The organism is Nocardioides sp. NPDC054178, from assembly GCF_055585005.1.
In genome coordinates this window covers 321,131-342,407 of sequence record NZ_JBVJKY010000006.1, presented here as the reverse complement: position 1 = coordinate 342,407, position 21,277 = coordinate 321,131, and the positions used below count along the sequence as shown (strand labels likewise).

The 21,277-nt window shown below is 72.3% G+C and carries 21 protein-coding genes; 15 read left to right on the top strand and 6 right to left on the bottom strand.

What is annotated here, in order from left to right:
• Window positions 1–35 precede the first annotated feature (35 nt).
• Together ACZ6WN_RS22410 and ACZ6WN_RS22405 are read left to right on the top strand one after the other, a co-directional pair.
• Window positions 36–1,808, top strand: a complete 1,773-nt coding sequence (locus ACZ6WN_RS22410; protein ID WP_465867726.1) for an ABC transporter permease — start codon at window positions 36–38, stop codon at window positions 1,806–1,808.
• 29 nt (window positions 1,809–1,837) lie between these two features.
• Entirely contained in the window at window positions 1,838–2,980 is a 1,143-nt protein-coding gene (locus ACZ6WN_RS22405; RefSeq protein WP_465867724.1) for an ABC transporter ATP-binding protein, read from the top strand.
• Window positions 2,981–2,988: 8 nt separating this feature from the next.
• On the opposite strand, the gene ACZ6WN_RS22400 is transcribed toward ACZ6WN_RS22405, so the two are convergent.
• Window positions 2,989–3,669, bottom strand: coding sequence for a GntR family transcriptional regulator (locus tag ACZ6WN_RS22400; protein ID WP_465867723.1), 681 nt, complete (start codon window positions 3,667–3,669; stop codon window positions 2,989–2,991).
• A 113-nt stretch (window positions 3,670–3,782) separates the two neighbouring features.
• Between ACZ6WN_RS22400 and ACZ6WN_RS22395 the strand changes: the two genes are divergently transcribed.
• On the top strand, window positions 3,783–4,907 hold the full coding sequence (locus ACZ6WN_RS22395) for a glycosyltransferase (RefSeq protein ID WP_465867721.1): 1,125 nt from the start codon (window positions 3,783–3,785) through the stop codon (window positions 4,905–4,907).
• Window positions 4,908–4,910: 3 nt separating this feature from the next.
• On the opposite strand, the gene ACZ6WN_RS22390 is transcribed toward ACZ6WN_RS22395, so the two are convergent.
• The 4 genes from ACZ6WN_RS22390 to ACZ6WN_RS22375 are packed head-to-tail and all read right to left on the bottom strand — an operon-like array spanning window position 4,911 to window position 9,436.
• Window positions 4,911–6,230 carry a TIGR01777 family oxidoreductase gene (locus tag ACZ6WN_RS22390; protein ID WP_465867719.1) on the bottom strand — a complete coding sequence of 440 codons (1,320 nt, stop codon included), beginning with the start codon at window positions 6,228–6,230 and terminating at the stop codon, window positions 4,911–4,913.
• A 40-nt stretch (window positions 6,231–6,270) separates the two neighbouring features.
• Entirely contained in the window at window positions 6,271–7,050 is a 780-nt protein-coding gene (locus tag ACZ6WN_RS22385) for an enoyl-CoA hydratase/isomerase family protein (protein WP_465867718.1), read from the bottom strand.
• Window positions 7,047–8,195 carry an acyl-CoA dehydrogenase family protein gene (locus tag ACZ6WN_RS22380; RefSeq protein WP_465867716.1) on the bottom strand — a complete coding sequence of 383 codons (1,149 nt, stop codon included), beginning with the start codon at window positions 8,193–8,195 and terminating at the stop codon, window positions 7,047–7,049. Before ACZ6WN_RS22380 ends, ACZ6WN_RS22385 begins: the two co-directional genes overlap by 4 nt.
• Before the next feature lie 20 nt (window positions 8,196–8,215).
• Window positions 8,216–9,436 (bottom strand): CaiB/BaiF CoA transferase family protein, encoded by a 1,221-nt coding sequence (locus ACZ6WN_RS22375; protein ID WP_465867714.1) that lies wholly within the window; start codon window positions 9,434–9,436, stop codon window positions 8,216–8,218.
• Between the two features lie 83 nt (window positions 9,437–9,519).
• Between ACZ6WN_RS22375 and ACZ6WN_RS22370 the strand changes: the two genes are divergently transcribed.
• Window positions 9,520–10,437 (top strand): LysR family transcriptional regulator, encoded by a 918-nt coding sequence (locus ACZ6WN_RS22370; RefSeq protein WP_465867712.1) that lies wholly within the window; start codon window positions 9,520–9,522, stop codon window positions 10,435–10,437.
• A 7-nt stretch (window positions 10,438–10,444) separates the two neighbouring features.
• Here the strand turns inward: ACZ6WN_RS22370 and ACZ6WN_RS22365 are convergent, their stop codons facing one another.
• Window positions 10,445–11,353 (bottom strand): acyl-CoA thioesterase, encoded by a 909-nt coding sequence (locus tag ACZ6WN_RS22365; RefSeq protein WP_465867710.1) that lies wholly within the window; start codon window positions 11,351–11,353, stop codon window positions 10,445–10,447.
• Between ACZ6WN_RS22365 and ACZ6WN_RS22360 the strand changes: the two genes are divergently transcribed.
• From ACZ6WN_RS22360 to ACZ6WN_RS22310, 11 genes are read left to right on the top strand one after another with little or no spacing between them, the layout of a single operon-like run.
• Entirely contained in the window at window positions 11,346–11,486 is a 141-nt protein-coding gene (locus ACZ6WN_RS22360; protein WP_465867709.1) for a hypothetical protein, read from the top strand. The genes ACZ6WN_RS22365 and ACZ6WN_RS22360 overlap by 8 nt on opposite strands.
• Window positions 11,487–11,510: 24 nt before the next feature.
• Window positions 11,511–12,449: a CoA transferase subunit A gene (locus tag ACZ6WN_RS22355; RefSeq protein WP_465867708.1), complete on the top strand. Its 939-nt coding sequence runs from the start codon at window positions 11,511–11,513 to the stop codon at window positions 12,447–12,449.
• On the top strand, window positions 12,446–13,225 hold the full coding sequence (locus ACZ6WN_RS22350) for a CoA-transferase subunit beta (protein WP_465867706.1): 780 nt from the start codon (window positions 12,446–12,448) through the stop codon (window positions 13,223–13,225). Before ACZ6WN_RS22355 ends, ACZ6WN_RS22350 begins: the two co-directional genes overlap by 4 nt.
• Entirely contained in the window at window positions 13,222–14,592 is a 1,371-nt protein-coding gene (locus ACZ6WN_RS22345; protein ID WP_465867704.1) for an MFS transporter, read from the top strand. The genes ACZ6WN_RS22350 and ACZ6WN_RS22345 overlap by 4 nt, the downstream gene beginning before the upstream one ends.
• Window positions 14,579–15,838 (top strand): CoA transferase, encoded by a 1,260-nt coding sequence (locus ACZ6WN_RS22340; RefSeq protein ID WP_465867703.1) that lies wholly within the window; start codon window positions 14,579–14,581, stop codon window positions 15,836–15,838. The genes ACZ6WN_RS22345 and ACZ6WN_RS22340 overlap by 14 nt, the downstream gene beginning before the upstream one ends.
• Complete coding sequence (locus ACZ6WN_RS22335) at window positions 15,835–16,668, top strand: HpcH/HpaI aldolase/citrate lyase family protein (RefSeq protein ID WP_465867701.1); 834 nt, start codon at window positions 15,835–15,837, stop codon at window positions 16,666–16,668. Before ACZ6WN_RS22340 ends, ACZ6WN_RS22335 begins: the two co-directional genes overlap by 4 nt.
• Window positions 16,665–17,825, top strand: a complete 1,161-nt coding sequence (locus ACZ6WN_RS22330; RefSeq protein ID WP_465867699.1) for an acyl-CoA dehydrogenase family protein — start codon at window positions 16,665–16,667, stop codon at window positions 17,823–17,825. The genes ACZ6WN_RS22335 and ACZ6WN_RS22330 overlap by 4 nt, the downstream gene beginning before the upstream one ends.
• 1 nt (window position 17,826) lies before the next feature.
• Window positions 17,827–18,564, top strand: a complete 738-nt coding sequence (gene fabG, locus ACZ6WN_RS22325; RefSeq protein ID WP_465867698.1) for a 3-oxoacyl-ACP reductase FabG — start codon at window positions 17,827–17,829, stop codon at window positions 18,562–18,564.
• Entirely contained in the window at window positions 18,561–19,448 is an 888-nt protein-coding gene (locus ACZ6WN_RS22320) for an HTD2 family dehydratase (RefSeq protein ID WP_465867696.1), read from the top strand. The genes fabG and ACZ6WN_RS22320 overlap by 4 nt, the downstream gene beginning before the upstream one ends.
• Complete coding sequence (locus tag ACZ6WN_RS22315) at window positions 19,445–20,668, top strand: acetyl-CoA C-acetyltransferase (protein WP_465867695.1); 1,224 nt, start codon at window positions 19,445–19,447, stop codon at window positions 20,666–20,668. Before ACZ6WN_RS22320 ends, ACZ6WN_RS22315 begins: the two co-directional genes overlap by 4 nt.
• A complete protein-coding gene (locus ACZ6WN_RS22310; RefSeq protein ID WP_465867693.1) occupies window positions 20,668–21,120 on the top strand; it encodes a MaoC family dehydratase in 453 nt (150 codons plus the stop codon). The genes ACZ6WN_RS22315 and ACZ6WN_RS22310 overlap by 1 nt, the downstream gene beginning before the upstream one ends.
• The last annotated feature ends 157 nt before the right edge of the window (window positions 21,121–21,277 follow it).

The window sequence follows — 21,277 nt, the reverse complement described above, 5'->3', positions numbered from 1 at the left end:
CGACTTCACTCAACGCAGAGAGAGGGTGACGGGACATGACCGTGACGACGGCTGAACAGACGGCCACCCCACCACCGACGCCACGCCCCGACCCCACCCACGGCGGCTTGGCCCGCGCGGGTCGCTTCGCGGCAGGACCACTCGTCCAGCTCGCGATGATCATCCTCGTCGGCTACCTCGTGCTGGTGCCGCTGGCGATCCTGATCTACAGCAGCCTCAAGCCGACCACCACCGAGCTTCCCTTCCAGGTGCCAGGCCTCTCGCTCGCCAACTTCCAGATGATCTTCAGCTCTTCCAGGATCGTCGAGGTCACAGTCAACACCACGATCTACGTCCTGGGCTCGCTCCTGGTCGCGCTCGTGCTGAGCCTGAGCCTCGCGTACCTGTTCGAGCGCACCGACCTGCCAGGACGCAAGGTGCTCGGGCCCATGGCGCTGGCACCGATGTCGATCCCGGTGACGGTGACCGCCATCGCCTGGGCCTTGACCGCGAACCCTGCCAACGGACCGCTGGCCGTCGCGCTGCGGGAGGTCTTCGGTATCCACATCGACATCTACTCGCTACCAGGGATGATCTTCGTGACCGGCATCTTCGGGATGCCGAGCATGTATCTGATGATCGCGCCGGCCTTCGCCCGGCTGAATCCTGAGCTGGAGGAGGCGGCCGCGACCGCGGGTGCACCACTCTCGAGAAGACTGCGTCTGATCGTCTTCCCCCTGATCGGCCCGGCCGTCGCGGCCGCCTCGATGCTGCTGGTGGTGGTCGCCCTCGAGGGCTTCGCCATCCCAGCCATCCTGGGTCTTCCTGACCAGATCTTCGTCTACAGCAGTCTGATCCAGTACTCGCTGCAGCCACCGAGCGGCGTGGCCAACTACGGCCAGGCCAGCGCCTACGGCGTCCTGGTGCTGGTGCTGTCGCTGGTCATGCTCCTCATCTACCGACGGCGGGTCCGCGACGCCGACCGGTTCAAGGTCGTCGTCGGCAAGGGCTATCGCCAGAACCGCACCCCGCTGGGCCGCTGGCGGATCCCGGTGCTCGTGGTCGTGATGGTCTACATGTTCGTGGCGGTCGTGCTGCCGCTCCTCGCGCTGCTCTGGACCAGCCTGTCGCCCCACGCTCGCGCGATGAGCCTCTCCGGGCTCTCCACGATGACGATCGAGCCCTACCTGAGCGTGTTCACGGCTCCGCAGATGGGCGAGATCCTGATCAACACCGCCCAGGTCGCCCTGGTCACCGCGACCGCGACGACCGCAATCTCGGTGTGGCTCGCCCTGGCCGCCACCCGACGCCAGTTCTGGGGAAGCCAGGTCCTCTTCGAGGCCACCTTCCTGGTCTTCGGCATTCCTGCCGTCGTCCTCGGCGCCGGTGTGCTCTTCCTCTACCTCTTCCTCCCGATCCCGATCTACGGCACGGTCTGGATCATCGTGGTCGCACTCGTCACCCGCTATCTCGCTCGCGGGTCCCGCATGGTCCAGACCGCCCTGCTCCAGCTCGACGACGGTCTGACCGAAGCCGCGAAGGTCACCGGCGCGTCGAGCTTCACGGTGACCCGGACGATCGTGCTGCCCCTGCTGAAGCCGGCGCTGTGGAGATGCTGGTTCTGGGTCTTCGTCCATGCCCTCGGTGAGCTGCCGATCGCGCTGCTGCTCACCGGCTCCGACAACAAGACGCTCGTGGTGCTCCTGTGGGACACCTTCACCTCGAGCGTCGACTACCCGGAGGCGAGCGCCCTTGCGGTGACTCTCCTCGTCGTTTCGATGATCACCATGTGGTTGGTCAACCGCCGTGGTGCAGTGGAGGAATCATGACCGTGACACACAATGCAAGGATCCACGCCGTGAGCAGTGCAGACACGGAGACCGCCAAGGGCAGCGTCACCGTCACCGACCTGCGCAAGACCTACGACCGGAGCCCGAGCATGGACTCGGCCTATGCCGTCGACGGCGTCTCGTTCGACATCCCACGCGGTTCGTTCCTGACCCTGCTCGGTCCCAGTGGCTGCGGCAAGACCACCACGTTGCGCTGCGTCGCCGGCCTGGAGCAGGCCAGCTCCGGACGGATCACCATGGGCGGACAGGTCGTCTTCGACTCCGAGACCAAGCAGGCCGTACGCACCGAGGACCGGCCGATCGCGATGGTTCCCCAGTCCTACGGGATCTGGCCGCACATGACCGTCCTGGACAACGCCTCGTTCCCCCTGCGCCACGGCCGCAACCGGCAGCGCGGCAAGGACGTACGCAAGCGGGCGCTCGACGTGCTCGAGCAGGTCGGCCTGGCCCCGATGGCCGACCGATGGGCCACCCAGCTCAGCGGTGGCCAGCAGCAGCGGCTCGCCTTCGCCCGGGCCTTGCTGGGCGACCCGGAGGTGCTGCTGCTCGACGAGCCGCTCTCCAACCTCGACGCCAAGCTGCGCGAGCGGCTGCGCCATGAGCTGCGGGAGTTCCAGCAGGAGTTCGGCGTCACCGCCCTCTACGTCACCCATGACCAGGCCGAGGCCCTGGCGATGTCGGACATCGTGGTCGTGATGAACCACGGTGTGATCGAGCAGATCGGGACCCCGGCGGAGATCTACGACTTCCCGAGGACCTCCTACGTCGCCGACTTCATCGGCAGCGCGAACCTGGTGCCGGTTCTGGAGGCCTCCCGCTCCGGTGACACCGTGGTGGCGGGGACACCGGTCGGCCGGGTGACCTGCGGGCGGCGTACGCAGACGACGACCTGGCAGCGACGCGAGGGCGGCTTCGTCTGCGTCCGGCCCGAGGACGTCGAGGTTCGCGCCGTCGGGGACGGCACGGTCACCGAGTCGGAGTTCTCCGCCCAAGTCGAGTCGGCCGAGTTCCTGGGCGACCGGCTCGAGGTCATCGTCCGCGCCGCCGACGTGCGGCTGAAGGCGTTCGCCCGCGCCGGGGCGGGCCTGCGGCCCGGCGATGCGGTCGGCGTCCGGCTGGATCCCGCGAGCACCAGCTACCTCACGAGCTGACCCACCGCTCAGGCCGAGCGGTCGTGTCCCTCGGCCTGAGCGTTGCGGAGCAGGGAGCGGCGGGCCGAGGCCACGTGATGGTGCATCGCGGCCGCTGCCGCATCCGGGTTGCGGGTCTGCAGCGCCGCGAGGATCGCCCGATGCTCGATGAGAGCCGTCTGCCGCGGGCTCGTGTGGGTCAGGTCGCGGTACTGCCGCATCACCAGCGGGTAGGCGAGCGAGTCGGCGAAACCGGACAGGATCGGCTGTCGCGCCGAGTCCCTGATCTGCTGGTGGAATCGGCGGTTGAGCCGGGCGTACTCGGCCTCCGAATCCACGTAGGTGGGCGCACCCATCTCCTCGCAGATGCCGGCCAGCTCCTCCAGCTCCTCATCCGTCGCGCGCTCGGCCGCCTTCTCGGCCAGGGCCGACTCGAGGGTCTCGCGGGCCTCCATCACCGAGAGCGCCTCCTCGAGCGTGAACGACCGGGTTCGCACCCCGCGGTGGGGCTCGCTGGTGAGGTAGCCGTCCTGCACCAGACGGATGAGGATCGACCTCACGGTCCCCCGCGAGACGTCGAGGAGGGTCGTCAGCTCCGCCTCGGTCAGCCGGGTGTTGGGCGGGAAGTGCCCGTTGATCAGCAGGGTGTACAGATCCTCGTAGGCCTTGTCCGCCCGGCTCGAGGCTTGTTGATCAACATCGGTCTTCACGTCGCTCGCTTCCATCGGCAATAGTCCCAAGACATGTGTGATGAGCACAGTTTTGTCGGACAATCTACCCGACCGATCGAGCGTGGCGTCGAAGCCACGGAACGGAGCCAGGGATGCGCGTGCTGTTGTCGACGTACGGATCACGGGGAGACGTCGAGCCGCTGGTGGCACTGGCGGTGGAGCTGCAGCGACGGGGCGCGGAGGTGCGGATGTGCGCACCGCCGGACGAGGAGTTCGTGGACCTGCTGGAGCGGGAGGGGGTGCCACATGTGCCGTTCCTCAAGCCGTGGCGGTCGTGGGAGCGGCCGCCGACAGCCGAGGAGCGCCACCAGCGGGTGACCGACTTCATCACGGCGCAGTACGACACCGTGGCCGAGGCCGCGGAGGGCTGCGACGTGGTCGTGGCCACCGCGATGTCGCAGTTCGTGGCGCCCTCGGTGGCCGAGAGACTGGGACTCCCCTACCACTACGTCCTGTTCTGCCCGGACGTCGTCGACGGCCTGGACGGGCAGGGCTTCACCGCGCTGTTCAAGGAGCCTCTCGACGCTCACCGGACCTCGATCGGCCTCTCGCCGGTCGCCGACGTCACCGAGCTCATGTTCACCACCCACCCGCTCCTGGCGGCCGACCCGACCCTCGGCCCGTGGAACGGGTCGTCCGGTCTCGACGTCGTGCAGACCGGGGCGTGGACGCTCGAGGACGACCGTCCGCTCCCCGCCGATCTGCTGGGCTTCCTGGAGGCCGGCGACGAGCCCGTCTATGTCGGCTTCGGCAGCATGCGCACGGTCGGTGAGGAGAGCGTACGGGTCGCGGTCGAGGCCGTCCGCGCCCACGGCCGGCGGGTGGTCATCGGGCGGGGATGGGCGGGGCTCGACGTCATCGACGGACGCGAGGACTGCTTCGTCATCGGCGAGGTCAACCACCAGAAGCTGTTCGGCCGGGTCGCCGCCGTCGTCCACCACGGTGGCGCCGGCACCACGACCACGGCCTACCGGGCCGGCGCCCCGCAGGTGGTCGTCCCGCAGGCCGGCGACCAGGTCTACTGGGCCGGGCGGGTGGCCGCGCTCGGTCTCGGGGTCGCCCACGACGGTGCCACGCCGACGGTCGAGTCGCTCACCGCAGCGCTCGGTGCCGCACTCGAGCCAGAGGTCCGCGCGCGGGCGACCGCGATGAGCGCCGAGGCCCGGGTCGACGGAGCAGCGAGGGCCGCGGAGCTGTTGCTCACCGGCGGGGCCTGAGGCTCACCGGCCGAGTACGTGGCGCAGCGCCGCCTCCAGCGTCGGATGACGAAACCGGTGGTGGCTCCCCAGAGCGGCCGGCTCGACGCGCTGGCTCGCCAGCGCCATCTCCGCCGCTCCCTCCGTGCCGAGCAGGAGCCGCGGGCCGAGTGCCGGCGTGGGCAGGAGCGCGGGGCGGTGGAGCACGTGGGCGAGGGTCTGTGCGTAGACCCGGCCGGTGACCGGCTCGGGGGCGACCGCGTCGACCGGCCCCACGAGCGTCTCGTCGAGGACCGCGCGGTGGTAGATGTCGACCAGGTCGTCGATGCCGATCCAGCTCAGCCACTGGTCGCCGCTCCCGAGGCGGCCCCCGAGGCCGGCCGCGAAGAGCGGGCGCTGGAGCCGCAGCGCTCCTCCGGCCGGGGTCTGGACGATACCGGTGCGCACGTTCACCACCCGCGGCCCGTCGACCCGGCTCGCCGCCTCCCAGTCGGCGACCACGTCGGCGAGGAAGCCGGTGCCGCGCGCCGAGGCCTCGGTGAGGATCTCGTCGCCCCGGTCGGCGCCGTAGATCCCGATCGCGGAGGCGCTGACGAAGGTGCGTACGCCGCTGCGGGCCGCCGCCTCGGCGAGCCGCCGCGTCGGCTCGATCCGGGAGTCACGGATCGCCGCCTTGTGCGCCGCGGTGAAGCGGCCCGCGATCGACGCACCCGCCAGATGGACGACCGCGTCGACGCCGTCGAGCAGGTCGGGGGCGGGCGCCGACGGGTCCCAGCGACGCTCGTCCTCGCCGGCCGGCGCATGCCGGACCAGCCTGATCACCCGATGGCCGCCCGTGGTGAGGAACGGGACCAGGGCTCGCCCGACGGTGCCATGAGAGCCGGTGACCGCGATGGTGAGCGCCCTGCCCGCTGCGTACGTCCTGCGGTGGGCCGCGAGGTCGGCGGCCAGCTGGGCGTGGCGGTAGCCGAGCATCCGGTCCACCATCCGTCCGACCACGTTGGTCTCGACCCGGTCGGTGACCAGCGTCGCCTCGCCGTCGGCGGCGAACTCGTGCCGATGGGTCCACGTCAGCGGCCGCAGCGAGGCGAGCCGGTCGGTGAACAGGTGCGGCGGATCGTAGGCGTCCGGATCGTGACGGGCGATCCAGTCCACGCCGCGCCCGAGCGAGATCACCGCCGTCCCGTCGGCGAGGTCGGTCGCCTCCACCCGCACCTCCCCCGGCGTCCACGGCGGCGTCAGCCGGTGGATCGCCCCGGGACGCCGGTGCCAGCCGAAGACCTCCTCGACCGGTGCCTCGACACGTGTCGTCAGCGAGTGGACCCGGACCAGCGGCGACCTCATGGCTGAAGCCTTGCGCGGATCGGCCGCGTGGACAACCGCCTCAGGCGCTGAAGAAGTCGGGCCGTCTGCGCTCCAGGAAGGCCGCCCGGCCCTCCGCGAACTGCGGGCCGGAGAGCAGGTCGACCTGGAGGTCGGCCTCCGCGGCGAGTACGCCGTCGAGGCTCTGGTCGGGCTGGTCGAGGAGGCGCCGGGTGCCGGCCACCATCGGCGCCGAGAGCTCGGCCAGCCGCGAGGCCAGCTCGACCGAGTGGTCGAGGGCGGTGCCGTCGTCGACGACGGTCTCGACCGCGCCGATGCGCTCGGCCTCGGCCGCGTCGAAGGTGCGTACGGTCAGCAGCAGCTCGCGTGCCCTCCCCTGCCCGACGCGCCGCGGGAGCGTGTAGGCGAGCCCGGTGTCGGGGCCGAGCCCGATCTTCCCGAACGACGTCGAGAAGGTCGCCGAGCGGCCCGCGACCACGAGGTCGCAGGCGGCGGCCAGAGCGAGCCCGAGCCCGTAGGCGCCGCCCTCGACCGCGGCCAGGACCGGCAGCTCGCCGGTGACCAGCTGGCGTACGACGGCGTTGACGACCTCGAGCCGCTGCCGGGCGACGTCACGGTCCTGCGACATCGACCGGATGTCGCCGCCGGCGGAGAACACCGGGCCGGCGCCGGTCAGGACGACGGCGCGCGCCTCCACCTCGGCGGTCCGGAGCGCGGCGAGCAGGTCGATCCGGTCGGCGAGGTCGAGCGCGTTGCGGCGCTCGGGACGGTCGAGCGTGAGGATCCGGACGTGGCCACGGTCCTCGACGCGGACCGCCTTGGTGCGCGGCGCCGAGCTCACCCCTGGAACTCCTTGACCATCTGCTTGGCGATGATCAGCTTCTGGATCTCGCTGGTGCCCTCGTAGAGCCGGAACAGCCGCGCGTCGCGGTAGAAGCGCTCGACCGGCACCTCGCGCATGTAGCCGAGGCCGCCGTGGATCTGGACCGCGCGGTCGGCGATCCGGTCGACCGCCTCGGTGCAGAACAGCTTGCACAGCGACGGCGCCGTCCGGCGGTCGCTGCCGTCGTCCCAGCTGCGGGCGGCCTCGAGCACCATGGCGCGACCGGCGTACGCCTCGGTCCGGCTCTCGGCGAGCATCGCCTGGATCAGCTGGAACTCCGCCAGCTTCTGGCCGCCCTGGCCGTTGGTCGTGGCGTGGCGCAGGCTCTCCTCGATCAGCCGGTCGGCCAGGCCGACGGTCAGCGCCGCGATGTGCAGCCGGCCCTTGGCCAGCGACCGCATCGCCGCGGAGAAACCCTCGCCCTCGACCTCGCCGACCAGGTTCGCGGCGGGCACCCGGGCGCCGTCGAAGAAGATCTCCGAGGTCACCGCGCCGCGCTGGCCCATCTTGTGGTCGCGCGGGCCGATGGTGACGCCGGGGGTGTCGGTCGGGACCACGAACACCGAGATGTTCTTCGCGCCCTCGCCGTGGTCGCCGGTGCGGGCGAAGACCATGAGCAGGTCGGCCCAGATCGCGTTGGTGATGAAGCGCTTCTGCCCGCTGATGACGTACTCGTCGCCGTCGCGCACCGCGCGGGTGCGCAGGCCGCTCGGGTCGGAGCCGGCCTCGGGCTCGGTGAGCGCGAAGGAGGCGACCAGGTCGCCGCTGGCCAGCCCGGGCAGGTACTGCTGCTTCTGCCGCTCGGTGCCGCAGTTGACCAGCACCTGGCCGGCGATGCCGTTGTTGGTGCCGAACATCGAGCGGAACGACGGCGTGGTCCAGCCGAGCTCCATCGCCAGCCGGACCTCCTCGGACATGGTGAAGCCGAGACCGCCGTACTCCTCGGGGATGGCGTAGCCGAACAGCCCCATGGCCGCGGCCTGCTGCCGGAGCCGGTCGGGGATCTGGTCGGTCTCCTCGATCTCGTCCTCCGCGGTGACGACCTCCTTGCGGACGAACGCGCGGACGGCGTCGAGGATCGAGGTGAACTCGTCGGGCTCCATGGGTGCTCCTTCGTGCGGGATCAGGGCGTGGGAACGGGTACGCCGGTGGGCCGGCCGACCACGCCGCCGACGGCGAGCCGGTCGATCGCGCCGGCGTCGAGGCCGACCTCGGCGAGCACGGCGTCGGTGTGGGCACCGAGCTCGGGGATCGGGCCCATCGGCAGCTCGACGTCACGGAACGTCATCGGCGGCAGTACGCCGCGGACCGGCCCGGCAGGGGTCTCGACCTCGCGCCACCGGTCGCGGCCGGTGAGCTGCGGGTGCTCGACCAGGCCGGACATGTCGTTGATCTGGGCCGCCGGGACGCCGGCGGCGGCGAGCCGGGCGTCGAGGTCGACGGTGGCGAAGCCGCGGGTGTGCTCGGCGACGACCGCGTCGCACTCCTCGCGATGGGCGACCCGCAGCGGGTTGGTGGCCAGCCGAGGATGGTCGGCGAGGTCGGGCCGGTCGAAGACGTCGGTCACCAGCGCACGCCAGCCGCGGTCGTTCTGTACACCGATCAGGATCTCCCCGTCGGCGGTCGGGTAGGCGTCGTAGGGTGCGATCGAGGCGTGGCTGAGCCCCATCCGCGGGATCTGGCGGCCGCCGTACATCTGCATGTACATCGGGTGCCCGAGCCACTCGACGGTGGCGTCGAACATCGAGATGTCCACGATGCCGCCCGTGCCGGTGCGCTCGCGACGGAACAGGGCCGCGACGATCGCCTGGCTCGTGTAGAGGCCCGCGGCGATGTCGGCGCTGGGGACGCCGGTCTTGGTCGCCGTCTCCGGGGTGCCGGTGACCGAGATCAGCCCGGACTCGGCCTGGATGAGCATGTCGTACGCCTTGCGGTCCCGTAGCGGGCCGCCGGTGCCGTAGCCGGAGATGCCGGCGACGACGAGCCGCGGGTGCCGTTCGGCGAGCTCCTCCGCGCCGAGCCCGAGCCGCTCGGCGGCGCCGGGCGCGGCGTTCTGCAGGAACACGTCGGCGCGGGCGACCAGCCGGCGCGCGAGCTCGGCGCCCTCGGGCGACTTGAGGTCGAGCGCGACCGACTCCTTGCCGCGGTTGAGCCAGACGAAGTGCGAGGCGAGGCCGTGCACCGCATGGTCGTAGTTGCGGGCGAAGTCACCCTCGCCCACCCGCTCCAGCTTGATCACGCGGGCACCGAGGTCCGCGAGGTGACGGGTGGCGAGCGGGGCCGCGACGGCCTGCTCGAGGGCGACCACGGTGATGCCCTCCAGCGGCAGCAGGTCGGTGGTCATGCAGCAAGCATCCCGCGACTTCTTATGCTCGTCCAATACCTAATCCTTGGATGATTGTTCCAACTGATGCAAGAGTTGTCCTCATGGACCTGCACCATCTCGAAGCGTTCCTCGCCGTGGCCGAGGAGCTCCACTTCGGCCGGGCGGCCGAGCGGCTGCACATCGCCCAGCCGCCGCTGAGCCGCACCATCAAGCAGCTCGAGCGCGACCTCGGCGCCCAGCTCTTCGACCGCACCACGCGGAGCGTCCGGCTGACCTCGGCCGGCGAGGCACTGGTCCGGCCCGCCCAGGAGGTGCTCGAGGGCATGCGCACCGCGCGCCGGGCGGTCCGCTCGGCCGGCCGGGGCGAGACCGGCCGGGTCCGGATCGGCTTCGCCGGCCCCTCCTCCCACGTGCTGGTCGGCCAGCTGGGCAGGATCGTCCGCGAGCAGCATCCCGGGATCGAGCTGATGCTGCAGAGCACGACCTACAACTACGAGGCGCTGCGCTCGCTGCAGGACGGCGAGCTCGACCTGGCGATCGCGCGGTGGCGGATCGAGCCGCAGGGTCTGGCGCACCGCGTGATCGCGGTCGAGCACTACGTGCTCGCCGTACCCGCCGGCCACCGGCTGGCCGGGCGCGAGGAGGTCAGCATGGCGGAGTGCCGTGACGAGCCGTTCGTGGCACTGCCCGCCGACCCCGGCTCCAGCGTGCGCGACGCCTTCATCGAGACGGCGTCCCAGGCCGGGTTCGTGCCCAACATCGTGCAGACCGCGCCGGACAGCTGGACCGCGGTCGCGCTGGTAGCGGCCGGGGTCGGTATCACCTTCACGCTCGACACCGCGCTCGCCAACGTCGTGCAGACCGGCATCGAGGTGGTCAGGATCAGCGAGTGCGACCGCCCCACGTTCCAGCAGCTCGCCTGGCGGCAGGAGGACCGGAGCCCGGCGCTGCGCGCGGTCCTGCGCGCCTCGGAGGAGGCGCTGCCGACGCCGGACCTGCCGAACGGCCCGCCCGCCTGACCCCCGGTCAGCCGACCGTGGAGACCTTCACCAGACCGACCTGCGACGCGGTGGCGACGTGGCGCCCGGCGGCGTCGAACAGCTCACCGACGCCGTGGGCACGGCCGTGGGAGATCGACTCGACCCGGCAGTCGAACTGGTGCCAGTCGGTCAGGTCGGAGGCGGCGTGGAAGGTCAGCGCGTGGGTCAGGCTGAGGATCCGGGCGCCGGGCCGGTGCCGAGCCGAGCCGAGGGCCAGGAACGACGCCTCGAGCACGCTCATGTCGCTCACGTACGCCACCAGCGCTGCCCGCAGGACCGGGTCCTCCGGCAGCGGGCCGGTCGCCCGGAAGAAGGTGGTCTGTCGGTCGTTCGGCTCGGCGACGGTGAAGTACGGCGGCGCCACCGCGTGGCGGAAGTGGACCGGTCGCTGCAGCCGCCACCAGGGCGGGATCCGTTCGTCCGAGCCGAACCGGTCGGCCAGGTCCGGCAGCGTCTCGGGGTCGGGAGCGGGCGCAGGCCGGGCCGAGCTGTAGGAGGGCAGGTCGGCCCGCACGGTCGCCCAGCGCGTGACCGCGCCGAAGAGCTCCTGGCCCGCCTCGTCCACCAGCCGGCTGCGCCGGGTCGCCAGCGACGGGGCGTCGGAGACGACCGTGACCTCCCAGCGCAGCGGACGGTCCGTCGGCACCCCGCCGACGAAGTCGGCCTGCAGGCTGATGACCCGCTGGTCGGCACCGACGCCGCGGCCGGCGGCGACCAGTGCCTGCGCGAGGAGCAGGCCGCCGAAGATCCGGTCGGCAGGGTGCGCCTGCGGCTTCCCGACCCAGTGGCTCACCGGTCCGGAGGGGTCGTCGGCACAGCTCAGGTCGAGCAGCTCGAGCAGCTCGTCGAGGGTCACGGCGGCACGGTCGCCGGCGGCAGGAGAGGCAGTGTCCACCCGGCTCATTGTGCCGTCGTTTGTCGTCACTTTCGATATCTGTCTCGAACTATTCATACGCATCCGTCAACAGTTGGCGGCGGAAGAAGTATTGGAGTTCGGCACGCAGCTGGCGGCAGGCTGGGACCACTGACCCACCCCGTCCCGAGGAGCACCCATGGCCGCGCCCGACAAGGTCACCGATCTCACCTCGGCGGTGGCCACCCACGTACGGGACGGCATGACGGTCGCGCTGGAGGGCTTCGGCCACCTGATCCCGTTCGCCGCGGGCCACGAGATCATCCGACAGGGCCGTCGGGACCTGACGTTCTGCCGGATGACCCCCGACCTGCTGGCCGACCAGATGATCGCCGCCGGCTGCGTCTCCAAGCTCGTGGCCTCGTTCTTCGCCAGCGGCTCGGCGGGCTCCCTGCACGAGGTCCGGCGGCGCGTCGAGAGCGCCGACCCGGAGCCGCTCGAGGTCGAGGAGTACAGCCACTACGGCATGGTCTGCCGCTACCAGGCGGGTGCCGCCGGGCTGCCGTTCTTCCCGCTCCGCTCCTACGCCGGCAGCGACCTCCCGAAGCTCAACCCGCTGATCCGCAAGGTCGCCGACCCCTACGGCGGCCCGGACATCTACGTCGTGCCGCCGCTGCGCCCCGACGTCACGATCGTCCACGCCCAGCGCGCCGACCGCTCCGGCAACGTCCAGATGTGGGGCATCGTCGGGGCCCAGCAGGAGGCGGCGTACGCGGCCGAGTCGGTGATCGCGACCGTCGAGGAGATCGTCGAGGAGGACGTGGTCCGCTCCGACCCGAACCGCACCGTCCTGCCCTCGCACGCGGTCACGGCGGTCGTCGAGTGCCCCGGCGGCGCGCACCCGTCCTACACGCAGGGCCACTACGACCGCGACAACGCCTTCTACCGTGAGTGGACGCCGATCAGCCGTGAGCGTGAGGCGGTGCTCGGCTGGCTCGACGAGTGGGTGCATCGGGTGCCGGACCGCGCCGCCTATCTCGCCAAGCTCGGCGAGGAGCGCTGGGCCGGGCTCGGTGTCGCGCCCCGGCTCTCGCAGCCCGTCGACTTCGGCCGCCGGGTCGCCCAGGAGGCGTCATGACCTTCTCGGACGTGGCTCCGTCCAGCACCGAGTTCCTCGCCGCGGTCGCCGCGCGTCAGCTCGCCGGCAAGCACCGCGTCTTCGCCGGTGTCGGGCTGCCGACGCTGGCCGTCGACCTGGCGCGGCGCACCGTGAACCCCGACGTCGAGCTGGTCTACGAGTCCGGGATCTGTGGCGCGCAGCCGGAGGGCCTGGCCGAGGGCATCGCCGACTCGGTCCTGGTCTCCGGTGCCGCGGCCGTGCTGAGCATGCCCGCGCTGTTCGGCTACGTGCTCCAGCGGGGCCACGTCGACGTCGGCTTCCTCGGCGCCGCCCAGGTCGACCGCTGGGGCAGCCTCAACACCAGCTTCATCGGCGACTGGGACAAGCCCAAGGTCCGGCTGCCCGGGGCCGGCGGCGCCGCGGAGATCATGCCGAACGCCGGCGAGTGCGTCGTGGTGCTGCGCCGCCACGACCCCGGTGCCCTGCCGGCACAGCTCGACTTCTGCACCTCGCCCAGCCCGGTGCGCGCGCACGAGGAGGACCCACGGATGGTGCCTCCCGGCCACGGGGTCTCCACCGTGATCACCCCGATGGCGGTGCTGCGCCGCCCCGACAAGCTCGGCGAGCTCGAGGTCAGCGAGGTCCACCCCGGCCTCACCGTCGACGACGTCCGCGCCGCGACCGGATGGGACATCGCGGTCGCCGATGACGTACGCGAGACCGCCCGGCCGACCGTCGAGGAGGTCAGGCTGCTCCGCGACGAGATCGACACGGTGCGGCTCTACCTCCGATGAGCATCACCAGGTTCGAACCGCGACGCTCGGCGTACGTCGCCCTGCTGGCGTGCTCCACGCTCGGCACCCTGTCGAGCACGATCATCAGCGCGCCGATCAACGTGATCGCCCACGCGATCGGGGCCTCACCCCGCGGGATCGTCTTCGCGGTCAGCGCCTTCACCCTGGCGATGGTCGTCTTCGCGCCGATCTCCGGCTGGATGTGTCAGCGGTTCGGCTCGCGCCGGGTGCTCGCCGGGTCGCTCCTGCTGATGGTGGCCGCCCAGGCGGGCGCTGCGTTCAGCCAGGGGCTCGGGTTCCTGGTCGTGATGCGTGCCCTACAGGGTGTCGCCTGCTCGGCGGTACCGCCCGCGATCCAGCAGGTGCTCGGCCGCCACTGGGCCGGCAACCGGGCCCGGGTGATGGCCGCCTGGGCGGCCGCCATCGGCGTCGGCCAGGCGCTCGGCCCGCCGCTGGGCGGCCTCGTCGCCGACACGCTCGGCTGGCGCTGGGTGTTCCTCACCCATGCCTCGCTCAGCGCCGTGCTGCTGGTGCTGTGCCTGACCGTGGTGCCCGACGTCCCCGCCTCCTACGCCCCGCTCCACGTCAGCGGCATGGCGACGCTTTTGGTCGGGATCGGCGCGCTCGTCGGCGCCGTCAGCTGGCTCGGGCAGCACGGCGAGGTGACGGTCGCCGCGGGGATGGCGGCCGTGGGCGTGCTCGCCCTGGTCGTGCACACCCGGCTCGGACGCACCAGCGCCGGACCGTTCGTCCCGCCCGGCCTCCTCACCGAGCGCAGGTTCGTCGCGAGCACGATGGCCGCCGGGACGGTGATGGGCTGCCTCGGCGTCGCGATCGTCGCCACGCCGCTGCACCTGGGCCGCGACCTCGGCCTCGGGCCGGGGAAGATCGGCGTCACGATGCTCGCGCTCGCCCTGGCGATGACGCTGGCTGCGCCGCTCTCCTCCCGCGTCACCGAGCGGTTCACCGCCCGGCGCACGCTGCGCGGCGGCCTGGTGCTGCTCGCGCTCGGCCTGCTCGCGCTGCCCCTGGCCGCGACCGCCGCCGAGCCCGGCACCGTCATCACGCTCACCGTGGTCGCGCTCGTGCTGACCGGCGCCGCGATCGGTGTCGTGCAGGCGACCTCGGCGCTCGGCCTGATGACCTCGCCGGCCGCCGCCGACGGGGTCGCGCTCGGGCTCCACAACATGCTCCGCTTCACCGGGCTCGCGGTCGGCTACTCCTGGGTCGCGATCGCCTATCCGACCGGAAATCTCACGCTCGTCTACGGCGTCCCGGTCGCCGCGGTCGCCCTGACCTGGGCGACGGCCGGCCCCTCCGCCACCTCTCGGCCCGCCACAGAAAGGGTGTTCCATGACCACCGCTGACCCCACGCCTGACCCCACGCCCGGACCGCTCGCGGGCCTGCGGGTGGTCGAGGTGTCCAGCTTCGTCGCCACGCCGCTGTGCGGCACCACCCTGGCGCAGCTCGGCGCCGAGGTGATCCGCGTCGAGCCCCTCGAGGGCGCGCCCGACCGGACCCGCTGGCCGCTGAGCGAGAGCGGTGCCAGCCTCTACTGGAACGGGCTCAACCCCGGCAAGAAGGCCATCGCCGTCGACTGCACCCACCCGGAGGGACGAGAGCTGGTCGCGGACCTGGTCGTCTCGGGCGGCCCGTCCGGCGGCATCGTGGTCACCAACACCGAGCGCTGGGCCGAGCTCGGGTACGCCGCGCTGCGCGCCCGTCGCGAGGACGTCATCCACGTGCTCCTCACCGGGCGCCACGACGGCGGGACCGCCGTCGACTACACCGTGCAGGCCGGCACCGGCTTCCCGCTCGTGACCGGCCCGGAGGAGCATGCGGCACCGGTCAACGGCGTGGTCCCGGCGTGGGACCTCGCCGCCGGGCTCCACCTCGCGACCGGCCTGCTCGCCGCCGAGCGCCGGCGCGCGGTCAGCGGCGAGGGCGCCGAGGTGCGGGTCGCGCTGGAGGACGTCGCGCTGGCCGTCGCCGGCAACCTCGGCTACCTCGCCGAGGCGCAGCTGAACCCGGCCGGCGAGCGCGGCTCGACCGGCAACCACGTCTACGGCACCTTCGGCCGCGACTTCACCACCGCGGACGGCGACCGCTTCATGCTGGTGGCCCTCACCCCGCGACAGTGGTCGGACCTGCTGGGCATCACCGGCCTCGGCGAGGCGGTCGCCGCGCTCGCCCGCGCGCTCGACACCGACTTCTCCGAGGAGGGCACCCGGTTCCGGCACCGCACCGTGCTCGGCGGCCTGGTCGCGGCCTGGTTCGAGCAGCACGACACGGCGTACGTCACGACGGCGCTGGCGCAGACCCGGATCCTGTGGTCGCCCTACCGCAGCTTCCGCGACCTCGCCGCCGACGACGCCCGGCTGCTGCGCGAGCACCCGCTCTTCTCCACGATCACCCAGCCCGGGGTCGGCGACCTGCTCGCCCCGGGCGCGCCGATCAGCGTCGACGGCCACCGGAGCGCGGCCCGACCGGCGCCCGCCGTCGGGCAGGACACCGGCGAGGTGCTCGCCGGCACCCTCGGGCTGGCCCCCGAGAGGCTCGACGACCTCGTCGCCCGCGGCGTGATCGGCACCCGAGAGGTGGTGGCCCGATGAGCACCGCCGAGACCGCGCGGACCTGGCTGTTCGTCCCAGGGGACCGACCCGAGCGGTTCGCCAAGGCTGCCGCCGCCGGCCCCGACGTCGTCGTCCTCGACCTCGAGGACGCCGTCGCCCCGGCCCACAAGGACGTAGCCCGCGACCACGTCACCGACTGGCTCCCCGGGACCGAGACGACCGTCGCGGTGCGGATCAACGCCGCCGGCACCACCTGGCACGACGCCGACGTCGCCGCGCTCGCGGCCCTCGACCTGCCGAGCCTGGTCGTGCTCCCGAAGGCCGAGAGCCCCGAGACCGTGGCGGCCGTCCTGGCGGCGCTCCCTGACGGCTCCGCCGTCGCGGCCCTGGTCGAGACCGCGCTCGGCGTCACCCGGGCGATCGACCTGGCCCGCTCCCCCGGAGTCGTACGCCTCGCCCTCGGCAGCTACGACCTGGCCGCCGAGCTCGGCGTCGACCCCGACCACGCCCCCGCCCTCGCGCCCGCGCGCGGCCACCTGGTGCTGGCCTCCGCCGTCGGCGGTCTGGCCGGCCCGATCGACGGGGTCACCGGTGACGTACGCGATCACGAGCGGCTGACCGCAGACGTCACCGCGGCGGCCGCCCTCGGGTTCGCCGGCAAGCTCTGCATCCACCCCGGCCAGGTGGCTCCGGCCGCCGCGGCCCTGGCGCCCACCCCCGACGAGGTCGCCTGGGCCGAGCGCGTCCTGGCCGCCGCGACCGAGGACGGGGTCGCGCTCGTCGACGGCCGGATGGTCGACGCCCCCGTCGTCGCCCGCGCCCGCCGCATCCTCTCCCTCGACCGACCCACCCCAGGAGCAACCAGATGAGCAGCCTGACCCCCGACGAGCAGGACATGGTCCGGCTCGTCGCCGACTTCGTCGACGAGCGCGTACGCCCCCGGGTGCGCGAGTTCGAGGCCGACGACCGCTACCCCGCTGACCTCATCGAGGAGATGAAGAAGCTCGGCTTCTTCGGCCTCCTGGTGCCTGCCGAGCACGGCGGCGTCGACGTGAGCACCGCCTGCTTCGCGCGGGTCACCGAGGAGCTCGCCCGCGGCTGGATGAGCCTGGCCGGCGCGATCGGCGGCCACTCGGTGATCAGCTACCTGGTCCGCCACTTCGGCACCCCGGAGCAGCAGCAGACCTACCTGCCCCGGATGGCCGACGGGAGCCTGCGCGCCACGATGGCGCTGACCGAGCCGTCCGGCGGCAGCGACCTGCAGGGGATGCGTACGTTCGCCGACACCGATGGCGACGAGCTGGTCATCACCGGCTCGAAGACCTGGATCTCCAACGCCCAGCACGCGGGCCTGATCGGGCTGCTCTGCATCACCGACCGCTCGGCGAAGCCTGCCCACCAGGGGATGAGCGTGGTGCTGGTCGAGCCCGGCGACGGCCTCACCGTCTCGGGCAAGATCCCCAAGCTCGGCTACCGCGGCGTCGAGGCCTGCGAGCTCACCTTCGACAAGATGCGGGTCCCCGCGACCGCCGTCCTCGGTGGCACACCCGACCTCGGCTGGGGCCACATGATGCGCGGTCTCGAGGTCGGCCGGATCCAGGTCGCCGCCCGCGCCGTCGGCGTCGGCCAGGCCGCGTTCGACGACGCGCTCTCCTACGCCCAGACCCGGGAGAGCTTCGGCAAGCCGATCTGGAAGCACCAGTCGGTCGGCAACCTGCTCGCCGAGATGGGCACCAAGATGCGCGCGGCCCGGCTGATGACCCTCGACGCGGCCGAGCGGCTCGACGCCGGCGACCGCGCCGACATGGAGGCCGGGATGGCCAAGCTCTTCGCCTCGGAGGCGGCCATGCAGATCGCCCTCGACGCGGTGCGGGTGCACGGCGGCTACGGCTACTCCAAGGAGTACGACGTGGAGCGCTACTTCCGCGACGCCCCGCTGATGATCGTCGGCGAGGGCACCAACGAGATCCAGCGCAACGTGATCGCCGCCCAGCTGGTGGCGCGCGACCAGAAGGGAAAGAACTGACATGGCACTTCTCGAGAACCGGACCGCGGTGATCACCGGCGGGGCCCAGGGCATCGGGCTCGCCGTCGCCGAGCGCTTCGTGGCGGAGGGGGCACGGGTCGTGCTCGCCGATCTCGACGGCGCCGCCGCGGAGGCAGCGGCCAAGGAGCTGGGCTCGGACGTGGCCACCGGCGTGGTCTGCGACGTGGTCAGCGGTGAGGACGTCGAGCGCGCCCTGGAGACGGCGGTCGCGACGTACGGCTCGCTCGACATCGTCGTCAACAACGCCGGCATCACCCGGGACGCGACGATGCGGAAGATGACCGAGGACCAGTTCGACCAGGTGATCGCGGTGCACCTCAAGGGCTGCTGGCACGGCACCCGGCTCGCCGCCGCCCGGATGCGCGAGCAGAAGTCCGGAGCGATCGTGAACATCTCCTCGATCTCCGGCAAGGTCGGCATGGTCGGGCAGACCAACTACTCGGCCGCGAAGGCCGGCATCGTCGGCCTCACCAAGGCCGCAGCCAAGGAGATGGCCCACCACGGGGTCCGGGTCAACGCGATCCAGCCCGGGCTGATCCGCTCGGCGATGACCGAGGCGATGCCGCAGCGGATCTGGGACGAGAAGATGGCCGAGATCCCGATGGGGCGCGCCGGCGAGCCGGCCGAGATCGCGAACGTCGCCCTCTTCTACGCCTCCTCGCTCTCCTCCTACATGACCGGCACGGTCGCCGAGGTGACCGGCGGAAGGTTCATGTGAGCTGGCGACCGCGGCGGGTGACGTCGGCCGAGACCCTCGAGGCGGGTCCGGTCGCCGCCCTCGGTGCGCTCCTCGACAGCGGCGCTGCGGTGCCGGCCGCCGGGGACGTACTGCCGCCGTTGTGGCACTGGGTCGCGCTCCCGCGCTGGCCGGCGTCCTCGGTCATCGGGGTCGACGGCCACCCGCGCCGCGGCGACTTCCTGCCCCCGATCGACCTGCCCCGGCGGATGTTCGCCGGCGGCGAGGTCACCTTCCACGGCGACCTCCGGGTCGGCGCCGAGGTCGTCCGCGAGGCCGAGGTCGTCTCCGTCGAGGAGAAGGAGGGCCGCAGCGGGAGGCTGGCGGTCGTCACGGTGGACACCCGGCTCCTCGACGCCGGCCGGGACGAGCTGCTCGTGGAGGAGCGGCAGGACCTGATCTACCGCGACGCCGCTCCGGCACCGTCGTCGTTCGCTGGTCCCGAGCCCGCCGCGGCGATCGCCCCGGCCGGCCCGCCGCTGGTCGCCGAGGACGACGGCTGGCGGCTCGTCACCGACCCGACGCTGCTGATGCGGTTCAGCGCCGCGACCGCCAACCCGCACCGGATCCACTACGACTGGCCTTACGCCACCCGGGTCGAGGGCTATCCCGGCCTCGTCGTCCACGGTCCCTTCACCACCCTCGCGCTTGTCGAGGCGCTCCGGCTGACCCACCCCGAGCGCCGCGTACGCCGCCTGCGGCACCGCAACACCGCGCCGCTGTTCTGCGGAGACCCCGCACACGTGCGGATCGACGCGCCCACCCCCGACACGGCCGAGGTGGCGCTGCGGCGCCCCGACGGCACCGCGCTGGTCGGCCTGAGGGCCGAGCTGGCCACCATCACCCCTGAAAGGCATCAACCATGAGTGACACCGCCCGCGACGTGGTCATCTGCGAGCCCGTCCGCACCCCGATCGGCCGCTACGGCGGCGTCTTCAAGGACCTCAGCCCGGTCGACCTCGGCGTCACCGCGCTGCAGGGCCTGCTCGCCCGCACCGGCATCGACCCGGAGCGGATCGACGACGTCATCCTCGGCCACTGCTACCCCAACGCCGAGGCTCCGGCGATCGGCCGCGTCGTCGGGCTCGACGCCGGGCTCCCGGTGACCGTCGGCGGCCAGCAGGTCGACCGCCGCTGCGGCTCCGGGCTGCAGGCCGTCGCCAACGCGGTGATGCAGGTGGCCTCCGGCGCCAGCGACATCGTGGTGGCCGGCGGCGCGGAGTCGATGAGCAACGTCGCCTTCTACTCCCTCGACATGCGCTGGGGCGGCGCCCGCACCGGTGTGCAGATCCACGACGGCCTCACCCGCGGCAGGCAGACCCCGGGTGGCCGCCACCACCCCGTCCCCGGTGGCATGCTCGAGACCGCCGAGAACCTGCGCCGGGAATACTCCATCGGCCGCGAGGAGCAGGACCGGCTCGCCGTGAGCTCCCACCAGCGCGCCGTCGCCGCACAGCAGAGCGGCGTCCTCGCCGAGGAGATCGTGCCGGTCACCGTGCCGTCCCGGAAGGGCGACGTCGTCGTCGACACCGACGAGCACCCCCGCGCCGACACCACCCTGGAGTCGCTCGCGAGGCTGCGGCCGATCCTCGGCTCCTCCGACCCCGAGGCCACCGTCACCGCCGGCAACGCCAGCGGCCAGAACGACGCCGCCGCGATGTGCCTGGTCACCACCGCCGAGGTCGCCGAGCAGCTCGGCCTGCGGCCGCTGGTCCGGCTCGTGTCCTGGGCAGCCGCAGGCGTACGTCCCGACGTGATGGGCATCGGCCCGGTCCCGGCCACCGAGGCGGCCCTCGCGAAGGCCGGCCTGACCCTGGCCGACATGGACGTCATCGAGCTCAACGAGGCCTTCGCCGCCCAGGCGCTCGCGGTCATGCGCGAGTGGAAGTTCACCGACGAGGACCTCGAGCGCACCAACGTGCACGGCTCCGGCATCTCGCTGGGCCACCCCGTGGGCGCCACCGGCGTCCGCATGCTCGGCACGCTCGCCCGCGAGCTGCACCGCCGTGAGGCCCGCTACGGTCTCGAGACGATGTGCATCGGCGGTGGCCAGGGTCTGGCCGCCGTCTTCGAGCGGATCGCCTGATGCGTACGTTCACCTCCGTCGAGGAGATCGAGGCCGCCGTCGGCGAGGAGCTCGGCACCACGGACTGGGTGCAGATCACCCAGGACCGCGTGGACCGCTTCGCCGAGCTCACCGGCGACCAGCAGTGGATCCACGTCGACGTCGAGCGCGCCACCGCGTCCTCGTTCGGCGGCACCATCGCGCACGGCTACCTCACCCTGTCGATGCTGCCCGCCTTCTCGACCGAGCTCTACGCGATCGCGGCCGGGTCCGCCCGGCTCAACTACGGCCTCGAGAAGGTGCGGTTCCCCGCGCCGGTCCAGGTCGGCTCGAAGATCCGGGCCACCCCGCGGATCAAGGAGGTCCGGGCGGTCCCGGCCGGGACCCAGGTGCTGGTCGCCTGGACCGTCGAGGCGGAGGGCACCGAGCGACCGGTCTGCGTCGCGGAGAGCATCACCCTGGTCCTTCCCTGACCCCCGACGAGGCCGCCGATCCTGCTCCCGAGGATCGGCGGCCTCGGCATGCCCCCGCCACGATTGGGCTCACCAGCGATATCAATGCCATCTAGATTTGGTGTTGGACGTGCAATGGCGCGGGTTCCTAGTGTGAACGCGGTCACACAGCATCTCG